We start from the raw sequence: 14,599 nt of genomic DNA on the forward strand, positions 1-14,599 counted from the left end.
TGACCCTGTGACCGGACGCCCCACCCTGAATCAGCGCCGCCGCGACGCCACCCGGCTGGACATCGCCCGCACCGCCGCCGCGCTCTTCGCCGAGCGCGGGGCCGAGGCGACCACCGCCGAGGAGATCGCCCTCGCGGCGGGCATCTCGCTGCGCACCTTCTATCGGTACTTCTCCGTCAAGGAGGACGCCGTCGCGCCACTGCTGGCGGCCGGTGGGCGCCACTGGGTCGACCAACTCGCCGAGGCCCCGGCCGAGCTGCCGCTGCGCGAGGCGCTGGAGCGCTCGGCGGTCGCCTCGCTGACCCCGCCCGACACTGAGGCGGTCGAGGCGATGGAGTGGACGCGAAGCCTGCTGCGCGACCCGCGCCTCGACGGGACGTGGCAGCGTGTCCACGCCGACTCCGAGGAGCGGTTGCGGGCGGTCCTCGCGGCGCGCTGCCCGGAGGGCGCCGACCCGCTGGAGATCCGACTGGCCGCCGCTGCGGCGACGGCCGCGATCCGGGTCGCGCTGGAGGAATGGGCCGCCTCGGACGCGCCCACGGCCGGCCCGGGCTCCCCGCAGGAGCTCGGCGCGCGCTGCATGCGCGAACTCACGGCGGGGCTGCGGCTCTATGGGCGGGAGGGCTGAGCCCGTCCAGCCGCGAACAGTCGACAGATAACAGATGACAGATTTCGTTATCTGTTATCTGTTATCTGTCGACTGTCATCTGTCACCCGTTCCTCCTCTCCGGCCCCGTTAGGGTGGGTGATCGCGTGCCCCGGCGGGGGAACCGGGGTGACCACCTCGGATGTCCTGGACGGAGGGGGCGGGGAGTTCGAGGCGTGGGAGCAAGTAGGACATGGGTCTGACGAGCCACAAGGTGTTGGCGCTGGCCGTATTGATCGCCGTCGTGATGACGGCCGGCACGGTCTGGCTGTGGCCAAGACTCGCCAAGCAGACCTGGCAGGCGGTGCTCGGCCGGATCGGCGCCCTGCTCGCCACCCAGCTCGCGGTGCTGGCCGCGCTCGGCCTGGTGGCGAACAACTACTTCGCCTTCTACAGCAGTTGGGACGACCTGCTGGGCACAGGTGACACCGGCCCGGTGGTGATCCACAACAAGGCGGACGCGTCCGGTCGGCTGCTGGTGGAGACGATCGGCCACGCCTCCGTCAAGGGCGGCGGCGCGATGGGCCGCGAGCCCAGCCAGTCGGGCGAGATCCGTAAGGTGAGGATCGACGGTGCGGCCAGCCGCCTGTCCACCGAGGGGTACGTCTTCCTGCCGCCGCAGTACTTCCAACCGGAGTACGCGCAGCGGCAGTTCCCGGCGGTGATCGTCAGCACCGGCTTTCCCGGGATCGCCGAGAACCTGATCACCCGGTTCAACTACCCGGGGGCAGCGCTCAAGTTGCTCCAGGACGGCAAGATGCAGCCGACCGTCATGGTGCTGATGCGCCCCTCGCCGGCCCTGCCGCAGGACACCGAGTGCGAGGACATCCCGGGCGGCGCGCAGTCCGACACGTACTTCACCAAGGACGTGCCCTCAGCGATCCAGGCGAGCTTCCGGGTCTCCTCCGACCCGCAGGCCTGGGCCTTCATGGGCAACTCGACCGGTGGCTACTGCGCCCTCAAGCTGGCCATGCGCCACCCGGACGTCTTCCCGACCGCCGTCGCGCTCTCCGCCTACTACGACGCCGCCGACGACCCGACCACGGGGGACCTGTTCGGCGGCAGCAAGCAGCGTCGCGACGAGGCCAACCTGATGTGGCGGTTGAAGAACCTGCCGCAGCCCAAGGTGTCCGTGCTGCTGGCCGGCACCAAGAAGGGCGACGGCGACTACCGGCGCGACACCGAGGCTTTCGTCGACGCCGTGCAGTCCCCGATGAAGGCCTCCTACAGCATGTTGGAGAACGGCGGCCACAACTTCGAGACCTGGAGCGCGCTGCTGCCGTCCTCGCTGGAGTGGCTGTCCCAGCACCTCAAGGTCCCGAACCAGACCGCCTGAGCAGGTTGCCCGAGCGAGTCGTCTGAGTGGCCGGCCTGAGTAGACCGCCTGCGTAGACCGTCCGAGCAGGCAGTCTGCTCAGACGGCCTGAGCAAGCCGACGGACAGCGACGGACAGCGAGGGGCGCGGGAGCGGCGAGGCTCAGGCCACCCGCTCCAGCGTCCCGGTGTGCAGCTCGCCGACCCGGCCGCCCTCGCCCTCGTACGTCCAGAAGGCGCGTACCGTCAGCCGGCCGAGGTCCATCACGTGGCTGACGGTGATCCCGCTCTCCTCGGTCCAGCTGATGAAGTAGATCTCCGGCGCCACCTCGGCGACGTGCAGCCGCACGTCCTCCCACTGGCCCGCCGACTCGCCGAGGCCCTCCCAGCGCAGCCGCCTGCCGTCGGCCGAGTAGGTGTTGCGGAAGGCCGCGCCGTTGTCGGCCCGGAAGAGGTAGGTGCGGCCGGCGAAGGCGGGCAGGGGCGCGGTCATGGTGGGGCGGTACCTCGTTCCTGTGGGGCCGTGCACGGCGGTCTTGTGCACTGCGGAAGATGTCGGACCTCCAATTTATCCGACCCGGTGAGCCGGGCGGGCGCACCCGTGGACGGTGCGCCACGGCACCGGCCGCCACCGCGCGGGCCTGCGGGGTGTGCGACCGGCACCTGGGCGCCCGCCGACGGCCGGTCCTACCGTCCACCCCCATGAGACGCACCCCCACGCCCGTGCGGCACACCCCCACCGCCGTCGGACGCACCCCCACGACGCTGTCCGCCCTCCTGCTCACCCTCGCCGCGCTGTTCCTGGGCACCCCCACTCCCGCTCAGGCCACCGCCGCCCGGACCGCCACCGTCCCGGCGGCCACCGCCCCGCTCACCCTCGAAGCCGCCTTCCCCGCCCCCGGCAACGGCTGGGCCAAGGTCGAGCGCTACCTCGACACCACCCCCGGCTTCCGCACCGAGCAGTACCCGGCCGACGGCCGCGGCGACCAGGACGGCGCCCGCCGGACGTACTTCGGCGGCACCGGCCAGCCCTCCTCCAGCCGCTTCCTGCTGTACTCGGCGACCGGCTGGGACACCGGCAGCCGGCCGACCCCCGTGCTGCTGGTCCACGGCGCCAACGACAACGCCGACCGCGCCTGGGCCAACCCGGGGGAGAGCGGCACCTGCGGTGCCTCCGCCTGTCCGTCCACCGGCCTCGCCCAGTACCTCGCCGGCACCGGCCACCGGGTGTTCGCCATCGGCTTCGCCCACAAGCAGGGCGACAACCTGCTCCAGGCGCAGGCCGTCGGCGACGCCGTCGCGCTGATCCGGGCCCGCCTCGGCGTCCCCCAGGTGGACGTGGTGGCCTGGAGCAAGGGCGAGGTCGCCGCCCGGGCGTACGTGTCCTCGGTGCGCCCGTCCTGGGGGCGGGCCTACGCGGGCGACGTGCGCCGCCTGATCACCCTCGGGGGCCCGAACGGCGGGCTCGACTACGTGTACGCGCACGGCTGGTCGTTCGACCTCGCGAGCTGGCCGGCCTGCGGCGGCACCGCCAACGCGCCGTCCCCGCACCTCTACATGACCTGCTACGGCACGTACACGGCCCAGCCCTGCCTCGGCGTGCTGCCCACCGGCGGCTACGACTGCTACCCGGGCCAGCGCCAGCTGCTCGCCCGCTGGGACGGCCGGTACGGGGTGGACGGCGCCGCCCAGGACTGGTGGACCACCTACTACGGCGGCCAGGGCTTCTACACCTCCGGCCAGGGCATCCAGGCGGCGATCGACGCCGGTTCGCTGATCGCGCCGCTGCAGCAGGCAGGCGTCCCGGCGCCGGTGCGCACCTACCTGCTCGCGGGCGGATCCGCCGACATCCCGGGCGTGCTCAACGAGAACCGGGGGCCCAGCGACGGCATCGTGTTCACCGCGAGCGCCCTGGACACCACCGGCATCGCGACGATCGGCGGCACCCGGCTGCTCACCGGCCTCAACCACCTGGAACTCGCCTGGGCGCCGGAGGCCGAGAGCCAGGTCGACAACTGGCTCGCTTGACCCGTGGACCCGTGGACCCGTGGACCCGTGGACCCGTGGACCCGTGGACCCGTGGCCCGTCGATTCGTCGTTCGGCAGCCCGACGGCTCCGCTGATCCGTCCCAACTGATCCACCACGCAGCGTCGTTGATCGACACCACTGTGACCTGTGCGACAACCGGCCCGGGCGGGTTGTCCGTTCACGCACGGCCTGCCTAGCCTGCAACCGTCGTCCGCCCTCGCGGACCCCCGCCGCCGGGACGCCGAGTCCTGTCCACCCGTCGGCCGGCAACCGAGCACCACAGCGGACGGGAGCGGGGGAACCAAGGTCAGCGCCCGGCCCGTACGCTCCCGCGTGCGGGCCGTGGCTAGGGGTGAAGCCGCTCCCACCGGCGGCCGGGCCACCTCAGCCCGAATCCGACAGCTCACCTCGCAGGCGTCGCAGAGGACACTGCCATGCACCAGCCTGCCCGGCGCCGCGCGCCGCGCCACGCCCGCCCCTCCCACCGGGGCCGCAACGCCGCCCTCGCCGTCACCGGAGCGCTCGCCGTCACCGGCGCCGGACTGCTCGGCCTGCCGGCCGTCTCCGGCGCCCAGGCAGCCGCCGCCCCGACCGTCACCCAGGACCGGCTCGCTCCGGCGACCATGGTCGCCAACCAGGCCGCCACCGCCTCGCTGACCCTCCACTCCTCGGCCTGTTTCACCGCGAGGACCGTCGGTGTGGGCGTCCGGAACGCGGCCGGAGCGAACCTCGACTTCCCGGGCAACGCCTCCAACGTGCAGATCTGCCCGAGCGGCCTGTCCTTCACCAGCGGCGCGCGCGCCCTGCCAGCCGGGACGTACACCCAGTTCGGCTTCTGGCAGGATCTCGGCGGGGCCTGGCACAACCTGGCCTCGCAGCAGCTGGTGGTCTCCAGCACCCCGGCGCCGACTCCTACCCCGACGCCGACCTCGACCCCGACGCCCACCGCGAAGCCGACCCCGACCGCGAAGCCGACCCCGACGGCGAAGCCGACCCCGACCCCCACCCCCACCCCCACCGCGAAGCCGACCCCGACGAGCAGCCCGACCCCGACGAGCAGCCCGAGCGCCACCGCCAGCCCGTCGGCCGGCACCCCCGCCTCGCCGGTCGCCGGCAAGTCGCTGACCTGGTCCGACGAGTTCAACAGCCCGATCAGCTGGGGCTCGCGCTGGGTCGGCGACAAGAGCACCGCGTACAAGTACGGCAACCACAACCCGGACGACAACAAGCTCGACCTGCTGAACAAGAACAACGTCAGCGTCGCGAACGGCGTCGCCACCTTCACCGCCGCGCCCGGCACCACCACGCTGGAGAACGGCAAGCAGGCCTGGAACACCGGCTTCCTGACCACTGAGGGCTCCAGCGAGGGTTTCCAGGTCAGGACCGGCGACTACGCCGAGACCCGGGTCAAGCTGCCGTCCGGCTCCGGCGCCTGGCCGGCCTTCTGGACCTGGAAGAACGGCAACGGGGAGGTCGACTCCTTCGAGTACCACCCCGACAACCCGAACCTGCTGGAGCTGACCAACCACGTCAACCCCGGCAACCCCAAGTACTACACCGACGCCAGCGCCGTCGCGAAGGACCAGTGGGTGACCATCGGCACCTACTACGGCGCCACTTCGGTGGACTGGTACGTCAACGGCGCCAAGGTGTTCTCGGACGGCAAGGGCGTCGGCGCCAACTGGTCGGCGTACCTGATCCTCAACCTGTCGGTCGGTGCGGGGAAGTACCACCCGGCACCGCAGGGCACCGCCCCGATCACCTTCGCCGCCGACTACGTCCGCGTGTACCGGTAGGGCCTTCGGGGCTTCCCGGTCAGGAACCGGGAGCCGTCTCGACCACCGTGATGTCGAACGGCTGCCGGTTGTTCCCCTCGTCCGGGTCGTCCACGCCGCGCACCGCGACCGAGCCGCCGGTGAGCTTGCCGATCGGCAGGTCCGGGGACAGCCGCACCGGTACCAGCGCGGTCGCGCTGCGCAGCGGGGGTAGTCCGGCCGGGAAGACGCAGCGCACCTGGCGGCCGTTGAGCCGCACCTCGCAGTCCTCCGGGAAGTACGGGCCCTCGGGGGAGACCCCGGGGGGCAGCGTGACCAGCACGGTGAACGGTGCGGCGGTGGTGTCCGGGCCGTGGTTGGCGATGAAGGCGTGGATGGTGGTGGTGCCGCCGGGCGGGGCGGCGTCCGGGTCGAGCCGGACCACCTCCAGGTCGGAGCGGGGCGCCGCGGGGGCTGCCGTGTCCACCGCCGGCCGGGGCTCGGGCCGCCGCAGCGCCCAGGGCGGGCCGGCGGTCAGCGTCGCCACCGAGCAGCCGGCCGCCATCGCGGCGACGAGCGGGGCCGCGCGGAATCCGCAGAGCCTACTGGTCTGCCCGGACCAGCCCTGCCGGGACCGGCTCTGCCCGGACCCGCCCCACATCGTCGAACGCCCGTACGTCATCGTTGTCCACCCTGTCCCGGGGCCCGGCCGCCCGCGCCGTTGCGGGCCGCGTCCGCACCAGGGTGGCGGAGCCTGCGCCGGGGGCCGGTGCAACCCGCTCGGCGTCCGCCCGAACGGGCGAGCGCACGCACGGGAAGTCGACCGGAGGACTCTGCCGGCGAGATCGACTTCCCGTGCGCGAAGCGGGCGGTGGCGGTGGGTCAGGGGGCGAGGACCTGCCCCAGCCGGGTCGCGATGTGGTGCATCACCGGCACCAGCGAGGACGTGCCGGCCTGCTCCTCCAGGGCCCGGATGCGAGCCTCCGGGCCGGATACCGACAGGGCGGTGGGCGTCGGCGCGCCCGGTACGGCGAGCGCGATGCAGCGGACGCCGATCTCCTGCTCCTGGTCGTCGACCACGTAGCCGCGCTCGCGCGCCTCGGCGAGCTGGTGCAGCAGCTCCTGCGGGTCGGTGACGGTGTACTCGGTGTGCGCGGGCAGCGGGTTGGGGCCCAGGATGGCGCGTGCCTCGTCCTCGGGGAGCTGGGCGAGCAGCGCCTTGCCGACGCCGGTGCAGTGCGGTTGCACCCGTCGGCCGACCTCGGTGAACATCCGCATCGAGCGGCGCGACTGCACCTGCCCGACGTACACCACCTCGCCGCCCTCCAGCACCGCCAGGTTGGCGGTCTCGCCGGTGGCCTCCATGAGTTCGGCCAGGTAGGGGCGGGCCCAGCTGCCGAGCAGCCGGCCGGCCGTCTCGCCGAGGCGGATCAGCCGGGGGCCGAGGGTGTAGCGACGCGCGGTGTCCTGGCGTACATAGCCCTGCTGGACGAGGGTACGAACCAGGCGGTGGATGGTCGGCATCGGCAGGCCGGAGCTGGCGGAGAGCTCGCTGAGGGTGGCCACGCCGCCGGAGTCGGCCAGCGCCTCCAGGAGTTGGAAGGCGCGCTCGACGGACTGCACGCCGCCGGTCGCGCGGTCCGTGCTGGTCGTCGGTGCTGTGTCGGGGGTCGAAACCACCGGCGTTCCCTTCGCTGTCGGGGAGGAGTAGAGTCCCGGCGATCACATCAACAAACCGTTGAAATTCTGTATCGCGGAAACTAGTCTCCACCTTACAGAATCGAACTCGCCGACAGGCGGGTTCCGATCAAGGAAGTTCCCACCGGAGCTCCCTCCGCCAGGCTCAACCGCTTAGGAGTGTCCTGCCCATGGCTACAGAACAGGGACCCGTCGGCGCCTCCCCCGCTGCTCCGGTCGTCACTGTCGCCGGTCCGCGCGTTCACCGGGCGGAGGAGGTGCTCACTCCGGAGGCGGTCGCCTTCGTCGTCGGCCTCCATCGCGCTTTCGAAGGGCGGCGACAGGAGCTCCTGGCCGGGCGGAAGGCCCGCCGGGCGGAGATCGCCAGGGCCGGCACGCTGGACTTCCTCCCCGACACCGCCGACATCCGGGCCGGCGACTGGAAGGTCGCCGAGGCGCCCCGCGCGCTCCAGGACCGCCGCGTCGAGATCACCGGTCCCACCGACCGCAAGATGGTCATCAACGCCCTCAACTCCGGCGCGCGGATCTGGCTCGCCGACTTCGAGGACGCCACCTCCCCGACCTGGGAGAACGTGGTCAGCGGCCAGATCAACCTGATCGACGCCTTCGAGGGCCGGATCGACTTCACCACCTCCGCCGGAAAGGCGTACGCCCTCAAGTCCGCCGCCGAACTCGCCACCGTCGTGGTCCGCCCGCGCGGCTGGCACCTGGACGAGAACCACCTGCTCGTCGACGGCACCCCGGTCGCCGGAGCCTTCCTCGACTTCGGCCTGTACTTCTTCCACAACGCCGCCCGGCTGCTCGCCAAGGGCGCCGAGGACCCCAACTCCGGCCCGTACTTCTACCTGCCGAAGACCGAGAGCCACCTCGAAGCCAGGCTCTGGAACGACGTGTTCACCCACGCCCAGGCCGCGCTCGGCATCCCGCACGGCACCGTCCGCGCCACCGTGCTGATCGAGACCATCACCGCCGCGTTCGAGATGGACGAGATCCTCTACGAGCTGCGCGACCACGCGGCCGGCCTCAACGCCGGGCGCTGGGACTACCTGTTCTCGATCGTCAAGAACTTCCGCGACGCCGGCGAGCAGTACGTCCTGCCGGACCGCAACAGCGTCACCATGGCCTCGCCGTTCATGGCCGCGTACACCCGCCTGCTGGTGCAGACCTGCCACAAGCGCGGCGCCCACGCGATCGGCGGCATGGCCGCGTTCATCCCCAGCCGCAGGGACCCGGAGGTCAACGCCGCCGCCCTGGAGAAGGTCAAGGCGGACAAGGACCGCGAGGCCGGCAACGGCTTCGACGGCTCCTGGGTCGCCCACCCGGACCTGGTTCCGGTCGCCCGCGCCTCCTTCGACGCGGTGCTCGGCGAGCGCCCCCACCAGAAGGACCACCCCGGGCCCTCCGAGCCGGTCACCGCGACCCAGCTGCTCGACATCGCCGGCGCCGGCGGCACCTGCACCCACGCGGGGCTGCACAACGCCGTCCAGGTCGGTATCCGCTACATCGAGGCCTGGCTGCGCGGCCTCGGCGCGGTCGGCATCTTCAACATGATGGAGGACGCCGCCACCGCGGAGATCTCCCGCTCGCAGATCTGGCAGTGGATCCACAACGGCGTCGTCCTGTCCGACACCGGCGAGAAGGCCACCGCGGACCTCGTCCGCGCCCTGGTCGCCGCGGAGTTGGCCGAACTCCTGGCCGAGCTGGGTGCGGACGCGTACGCCGGCGGCCGCTGGCGCGAGGCCGCCCAGCTCTTCGAACAGGTCGCCCTGGCCGAGGAGTTCGCGGACTTCCTGACCCTCCCCGCGCTTCCCCTGCTGGGCTGAGACCCAGTCCATCCGCCGGTGCCGCCGCTGCCGCCTGCCGGGCTGTAGCAGTCCCACCGGCCCATTGCTCCGTTCCGTACGGCGACGATTCCACCTGTCCTCCCGTCGCCGTACGGAACGGCCTTTTCCCGGTACCCGTCAAGGAGTTCAACCGTGCCCCGCATCTTCTTCAACGGCCAGGCCATGGTCGGCGGACCGTTCCACGCCAAGGTCGCCGACTCGCTGGTCGGCCCGGCCCGGACGGCCCCCGGCTACCGCTTCTTCTCGATCGACGACGTCTGCCCGGGCCTGCTCGCCGATCCGACGGTCGACACCGCCATCGAGGGCGAGCTCTACGACATCACCCTGGAGCGCCTGCGCGACGTCATCCTCCCCGGCGAGCCGCGGGAGTTGGAGCTCGGTGTCATCAAGCTCGACGACGGCTCCGCCTGCCTGTCGATGCTGCTCGCCCGCGGCGAGGTGGAGCGGGGGGTGCACCGCGAGATCACCCACCACGGCGGCTGGCGCGCGTACCTCGGCTCGCTCGGGCGTACCGCCTGAGTCCGGGCCCGTAGCGGCGGACGCACCACAGCGGACGGATCGCGGCGAACGGATCACCGCAAGCGCATCACGGCGAACAGATGTCAAAGAACAGATTTCAGCGGACAGATAACAGATGACGAAAGTTGTCATCTGTTATCTGTCCGCTGTCGTCTGTCACTTGTCACCTGTCACCCGCCCCCGGGCACGCCGCAGCCCCGGACCCTCGCCGTGGGTCCGGGGCTGCGGTCCGCGCGCCGGCCGGGAAGGCCGGGTTGCGGAGTCCGGGTCACGCACCGTCCCTGGGCGGCCCGGAGTTCAGGGGGTGGGAAGGGGAGCAGCGGGGCGTCAGAGCGGCCGGGCGGCGAGCTCCTTGGCGGCGCGGGCGCAGGCGCGGGCGATCCGGTCCTCGTTGACGGTGGTCAGCTGGCCCTTCTCGACGACGGCGTTGCCGTTGACGAACAGCACGGCCAGCGGCGGCAGGGCGCCGAAGGTGAGGGCGGCGACCGGGTCGGCGATGGAGGAGTGAAGGACGCCGTCGATCTTCCACAGCGCGAGGTCGGCGAGCTTGCCGGCCTCGATCGAGCCGATCTCGTCCTGGCGGCCGAGCACCCGGGCGCCGCCCATGGTGCCCAGCCGCAGCGCCTGGCGGCCGGTGAGGGCGGTCGGGGAGCCGTGCAGACGGTTGATCAACAGGGCGTTGCGCAGCTCGGTGCCGAGTTCGCCGGACTCGTTGGAGGCGGTGCCGTCGACGCCGAGGCCGACCGGGACGCCGGCCCTGAGCATGTCGGGGACGCGGGCGATCCCGGCGGCCAACCGGGCGTTGGAGGAGGGGCAGTGGGCCACACCGGTGCCGGTCTCGGCGAACTTGGCGATGTCGGAGTCGTTCATGTGGACGCAGTGCGCCATCCAGACGTCCTCGCCGAGCCAGCCGACGGACTCGAAGTAGTCGGTCGGGCCCATGCCGAACAGTTCCTTGCAGAACTGCTCCTCCTCGGCGGTCTCCGAGCCGTGGGTGTGCAGCCGGACGCCCTTGCGGCGGGCGAGTTCGGCGGACTGGCGGAGCAGGTCGGTGGAGACCGAGAACGGCGAGCAGGGCGCGATGGCGACGTGCAGCATCGAGCCGAAGGAGGAGTCGTGGTACGTGTCCACGGCGGCCTCGGAGGCGGTGAGGATGTCGTCGAGCTCCTCGACCGCGTGGTCCGGCGGGAGGCCGCCGTCCTTCTTGCTGCGGTCCATGGAGCCGCGCAGCGCGGTGAACCGCAGGCCGAGCTCCCGGACGGCCTCGATGGAGGCGCCGAGGACGTCGCCGCCGTCCTTGGGGAAGACGTAGTGGTGGTCGGAGGCGGTGGTGCAGCCGGACTTGAGGAGGGCGGCGGCGGAGCCTTGGCTGGCGGCGTGGACGAGCTTCTCGTCGATCCGGGCCCAGGTCGGGTAGAGAGCGACGAGCCAGTCGAACAGGATGTCGTTCTGGGCGAGGCCGCGGGTGATCCACTGGTAGAAGTGGTGGTGGGTGTTGACCAGGCCGGGGGTGATCAGGTGGCCCTCGCCGTTGATCCGGCGCACCACGTTGTCCAGCCACTGCGGGGCGGGTCCGTCGCCGACCGACTCGATCGTGTTGCCGAGGATGACCACGTGGCCGCGGGCGTACTCGGTGTCGTCGGCGTCGACGGTGGCGATCGCGACGTTCTCGATGACGATCCGCTGGTCGGCGGGTGGGGGCTGGACTGCCATGGTGTCACTCCTATGGGGGGGCCGGGAGGGGCGTGCGCCCCTCCCGGGCCGGTCAGGACGGTGTCGCCGTCGGCACCGTCGCGCCGGAGGTCTGGCCGGATCCGGTCCGGCGGGCGGCTCCGACGTGGTGGAAGAGCAGGTTGAGCAGGACGGCCATCACGCAGCCGACCGAGATCCCGGAGTGCATCAGGGTCCGGACGGCCTCCGGGAAGGAGTCGTAGAAGGTCGGCGCCGCGATGGGGATGATGCCGACGCCGAGCGACACGGACACCAGGATGGTGTTCGAGCTGGACTCCATCCCAGCCTCCGCGAGGGTGCGGATGCCACTCGCCGCGACGGTGCCGAAGAGCACGATTCCGGCGCCGCCCAGGACGGGCTGCGGTACCAGGGAGACGAGCGACCCGAGCACGGGGAAGAGCCCGAGCAGGATCAGGATGCCGCCGCCGGCCGCGACCACGAAGCGGCTGCGGATCTTGGTCAGCGCCACCAGCCCGATGTTCTGGGCGAAGGCGCTGGCGGCGAAGCCGTTGAAGACGGGGCTGAGCGCGGTGGCCAGTCCGTCGGCCCGGAGGCCGGCGGCGAGCGTGGGTTCGTCGGCCTCGCGCTCGACGATCTTGCCCAGGGCGAGCATGTCGGCGGTGGACTCGGTCATGGCGACCACCATGACGATGCACATCGAGACGATCGCGGCGGCGTCGAAGACGGGCGCGCCGAAGTGGAACGGGGAGGGGAGCGCGAAGATCTTCGCGTCCTTGACCGCGCCGAAGTCGGCCAGGCCCAGCGGGAAGGCGATCAGGGTGCCGAGCGCCAGGCCGATGAGCAACGAGAGCTGCTGCCAGAAGCCGCGCAGCAGCCGGTTGCAGAGCACTACCGCGACGAGGGTGATCGCGGCGAGCCCGACGGCCCGCATGGAGCCGTATCCGGGGGCGCCCGGCGAGCCGCCGCGCGCCCAGTTGACCGCCACCGGAAGCAGGGACACCCCGATGAGGGTGATCACGGTGCCCTGGACGACCGGGGGGAAGAACCGGATGAGCTTGCAGAAGTACGGTGCCGCGAGGAAGCACAGGATCCCCGCGACGATCACCGCTCCGAAGATCACCGGGAGGGCGTCCTTCGGGCTGTGCTCCTTGGCTATGGCGATCATGGGCGCGACTCCCGCGAAGGAGACGCCGTTGACGAACGGCAGTCGCGCGCCGATCTTCCAGATGCCGAGGGTCTGGAGCAGGGTGGCCAGTCCGGCGGTGAACAGGCTGGCCGAGATGAGCAGGGCGAGTTCGGCGGGGGAGAGCCCGACGCCGGCGCCGACGATGAGCGGGGGTGCGACGACTCCCGCGTACATCGCGGCGACGTGCTGGAGTCCGGTGGAGAAGAGCTTCACCGGGGGCAGCAACTCGTCCACGGGGTGGGTTCCGGGCCCGGACGGCTCACCGGGCAGGTGTGCCGACGTGCCGTCCGGGCCAGGGGTTCTTTCCGGGGTGGAACCGCCGTCTTTACTGCTGGTGTCGCTGGGTGCCATGTCGAGCCCCTCTTGTGCCCGTGACTCCCGGCGCGCCCGCGGCGCTGGAGGTGCCCCGAGGGCGGGACGGCGGTGCAGGAATCCCTCGGGGCGCTTCTCCAGTGCCCCGGGCCGGCCGCCGCGAGGCAGACACGAACTCCGGTGGGTGGGGGTGGAGAAACTGGTGGAACGGGTGGTGCCGGTGGTGCGGGTACTGCTGTCCGCCCGGACGCGGCCGGCGTTCGGGGGCCGGCGGGTGCGGCGATTCCGGGCGGTGCCCATTGGGGTGGGGCGGTCAGGCGACGGGGATGACCGGGACGACGCCCTCGCGGTGCACGGTGCCCTCGATGAGGCCGTACATCCGGTCGGCGGCGTAGTAGACCTCGTTGTCGTTCTTGAGGCCGAAGGGCTCCAGGTCGACGAGGAAGTGGTGCTTGTTGGGCAGTTCCAGGCGGACTTCGTCCACCTCGGCGCGGTTGTTGAGGACCCGGGTGCCCATCGAGTGCAGGGTCTGCTGCAGCGAGTAGGAGTAGGTCTCGGCGAAGGCCTCCAGCAGGTGCCGCCGCACGTGGGTGTAGGAGCGGTTCCAGTTGGGCTGGGCCTCGCCGTCCCGGCCGTCGTAGCCGTACTTCCAGCGGGCGGTGACCTGGGTGGCGAGGATGCGGTCGTACGCCTCCTGCAAGGTGGTGTACTTGTCCTTGATGTAGCCCCAGAACTCCGAGTTGGTGGAGTTCATGACGACGAGGTCCTTGAGGCCGGAGATGACCTGGACGGTCTCGCCGTCGTAGACGATCTCGGTGGTGCGGGTCTCCTGGCCGTTGCGGACGAAGGAGTGGCCGACCTCCTCCGAGCCGATGAAGCGGGCCGAGTTGTCCGGCGTCTTGATCCGGTCCCAGGCGTACTCCTCGATCCGGATCCGGGCGCTGTGCACGACGCCGCGCTCGGTGTCGTCGACGAAGTGGCGGGCCAGGATGATGCCGAAGGCCTCGGCCGACTCGATCCCGTGCTCCTTGGCGAAGGCGTACACGGTGTTCTTGGTGGTGTCGGTGGGGAGGCAGTTGGCGTTCGACCCGGTGAGGTGGACGTCCTCGAACTCGCCCCGGAGGGAGACCGAGACGTTCAGGTCCTTGATCTCGTGCCGGGTGGAGTCGCGGTAGACCCGCACGATGCGGTTCTCCGCCTTGCCGTACTGGTTCTGACCGAGCACGTGGGCCATGACGTGGCTCCTAGGGCTTCCAGGTCGGTCTACTAGCTTCCGCGGTAGACCGAGTATCCGAACGGGTTGAGCAGCAGCGGCACGTGGTAGTGGTGCTGCGCGGGCGCGACCGTGAAGACGATCGAGACCTCGGGGAAGAACGGCGGCTCCGCGGACTTGAGCGCGTGGTAGGCGCGGGTGTCGAAGAGCAGCCGGACGACCGAGCCCGCCTCCACGGCCGGCAGGTCCTTGACCCGGCCGTCGGAGTCCGTGGCGGAGGTGCCGAGCACCTGCCAGCCACCCTCGGTGTGCAGTGCGAGCTCGACCGGGACGCCCTCGGCCGGGAGGCCGAGGCTGGTGTCGAGCACGTGGGTGGAGATGCCAGTCATGGG

13 protein-coding genes and 1 riboswitch are annotated in these 14,599 nt (G+C 71.5%); of the genes, 6 read left to right on the top strand and 7 right to left on the bottom strand.

Annotation, left to right across the window (positions count from 1 at the left end):
- Positions 1–7: 7 nt before the first annotated feature.
- On the top strand, positions 8–628 hold the full coding sequence (locus ABT015_RS01010; RefSeq protein ID WP_350875303.1) for a TetR family transcriptional regulator: 621 nt from the start codon (positions 8–10) through the stop codon (positions 626–628).
- A gap of 211 nt (positions 629–839) precedes the next feature.
- Entirely contained in the window at positions 840–1,982 is a 1,143-nt protein-coding gene (locus ABT015_RS01015) for an alpha/beta hydrolase (protein ID WP_350875305.1), read from the top strand.
- 141 nt (positions 1,983–2,123) lie between these two features.
- On the opposite strand, the gene ABT015_RS01020 is transcribed toward ABT015_RS01015, so the two are convergent.
- Positions 2,124–2,453 carry a MoaF-related domain-containing protein gene (locus ABT015_RS01020; RefSeq protein ID WP_063349998.1) on the bottom strand — a complete coding sequence of 110 codons (330 nt, stop codon included), beginning with the start codon at positions 2,451–2,453 and terminating at the stop codon, positions 2,124–2,126.
- Positions 2,454–2,662: 209 nt separating this feature from the next.
- Between ABT015_RS01020 and ABT015_RS01025 the strand changes: the two genes are divergently transcribed.
- Together ABT015_RS01025 and ABT015_RS01030 are read left to right on the top strand one after the other, a co-directional pair.
- Positions 2,663–3,988 (top strand): esterase/lipase family protein, encoded by a 1,326-nt coding sequence (locus ABT015_RS01025; protein WP_350875307.1) that lies wholly within the window; start codon positions 2,663–2,665, stop codon positions 3,986–3,988.
- Between the two features lie 307 nt (positions 3,989–4,295).
- A riboswitch (cyclic di-AMP (ydaO/yuaA leader) is annotated at positions 4,296–4,421 on the top strand.
- A 2-nt stretch (positions 4,422–4,423) separates the two neighbouring features.
- The gene (locus ABT015_RS01030) at positions 4,424–5,785 is read left to right on the top strand and encodes a glycoside hydrolase family 16 protein (RefSeq protein ID WP_350875309.1); all 1,362 of its coding nucleotides are present in this window, start codon (positions 4,424–4,426) and stop codon (positions 5,783–5,785) included.
- A 19-nt stretch (positions 5,786–5,804) separates the two neighbouring features.
- Here the strand turns inward: ABT015_RS01030 and ABT015_RS01035 are convergent, their stop codons facing one another.
- Entirely contained in the window at positions 5,805–6,425 is a 621-nt protein-coding gene (locus ABT015_RS01035; protein ID WP_350875311.1) for a hypothetical protein, read from the bottom strand.
- 200 nt (positions 6,426–6,625) lie between these two features.
- A complete protein-coding gene (locus ABT015_RS01040) occupies positions 6,626–7,423 on the bottom strand; it encodes an IclR family transcriptional regulator (protein WP_350875313.1) in 798 nt (265 codons plus the stop codon).
- A 188-nt stretch (positions 7,424–7,611) separates the two neighbouring features.
- On the opposite strand from ABT015_RS01040, the gene aceB reads away from it, so the two are divergent.
- A complete protein-coding gene (aceB, locus tag ABT015_RS01045; RefSeq protein WP_350875316.1) occupies positions 7,612–9,264 on the top strand; it encodes a malate synthase A in 1,653 nt (550 codons plus the stop codon).
- A 153-nt stretch (positions 9,265–9,417) separates the two neighbouring features.
- A complete protein-coding gene (locus ABT015_RS01050) occupies positions 9,418–9,804 on the top strand; it encodes an allophanate hydrolase-related protein (protein WP_350875318.1) in 387 nt (128 codons plus the stop codon).
- A gap of 327 nt (positions 9,805–10,131) precedes the next feature.
- Here the strand turns inward: ABT015_RS01050 and ABT015_RS01055 are convergent, their stop codons facing one another.
- The 4 genes from ABT015_RS01055 to uraH form a co-directional block, all read right to left on the bottom strand.
- A complete protein-coding gene (locus ABT015_RS01055) occupies positions 10,132–11,517 on the bottom strand; it encodes an 8-oxoguanine deaminase (RefSeq protein ID WP_350875320.1) in 1,386 nt (461 codons plus the stop codon).
- Positions 11,518–11,569: 52 nt separating this feature from the next.
- Positions 11,570–13,033 (bottom strand): nucleobase:cation symporter-2 family protein, encoded by a 1,464-nt coding sequence (locus tag ABT015_RS01060; protein ID WP_350875322.1) that lies wholly within the window; start codon positions 13,031–13,033, stop codon positions 11,570–11,572.
- Between the two features lie 274 nt (positions 13,034–13,307).
- Positions 13,308–14,228 carry a factor-independent urate hydroxylase gene (pucL, locus tag ABT015_RS01065; RefSeq protein WP_350875324.1) on the bottom strand — a complete coding sequence of 307 codons (921 nt, stop codon included), beginning with the start codon at positions 14,226–14,228 and terminating at the stop codon, positions 13,308–13,310.
- A 32-nt stretch (positions 14,229–14,260) separates the two neighbouring features.
- On the bottom strand, positions 14,261–14,596 hold the full coding sequence (uraH, locus tag ABT015_RS01070; RefSeq protein ID WP_350875326.1) for a hydroxyisourate hydrolase: 336 nt from the start codon (positions 14,594–14,596) through the stop codon (positions 14,261–14,263).
- Positions 14,597–14,599: the final 3 nt, after the last annotated feature.

The organism is Kitasatospora sp. NPDC094016, assembly GCF_040304045.1.
GTDB lineage: Bacteria > Actinomycetota > Actinomycetes > Streptomycetales > Streptomycetaceae > Kitasatospora.

Coding starts and splice junctions, on each gene's coding strand:
- ABT015_RS01020 (WP_063349998.1), bottom strand. CDS start 2,453: ATGACCGCGCCCCTGCCCGCCTTCGCCGGCCGCACCTACCTCTTCCGG.
- ABT015_RS01025 (WP_350875307.1), top strand. CDS start 2,663: ATGAGACGCACCCCCACGCCCGTGCGGCACACCCCCACCGCCGTCGGA.
- uraH (WP_350875326.1), bottom strand. CDS start 14,596: ATGACTGGCATCTCCACCCACGTGCTCGACACCAGCCTCGGCCTCCCG.
- ABT015_RS01015 (WP_350875305.1), top strand. CDS start 840: ATGGGTCTGACGAGCCACAAGGTGTTGGCGCTGGCCGTATTGATCGCC.
- ABT015_RS01030 (WP_350875309.1), top strand. CDS start 4,424: ATGCACCAGCCTGCCCGGCGCCGCGCGCCGCGCCACGCCCGCCCCTCC.
- ABT015_RS01055 (WP_350875320.1), bottom strand. CDS start 11,517: ATGGCAGTCCAGCCCCCACCCGCCGACCAGCGGATCGTCATCGAGAAC.
- ABT015_RS01060 (WP_350875322.1), bottom strand. CDS start 13,033: ATGGCACCCAGCGACACCAGCAGTAAAGACGGCGGTTCCACCCCGGAA.
- aceB (WP_350875316.1), top strand. CDS start 7,612: ATGGCTACAGAACAGGGACCCGTCGGCGCCTCCCCCGCTGCTCCGGTC.
- pucL (WP_350875324.1), bottom strand. CDS start 14,228: ATGGCCCACGTGCTCGGTCAGAACCAGTACGGCAAGGCGGAGAACCGC.
- ABT015_RS01035 (WP_350875311.1), bottom strand. CDS start 6,425: ATGACGTACGGGCGTTCGACGATGTGGGGCGGGTCCGGGCAGAGCCGG.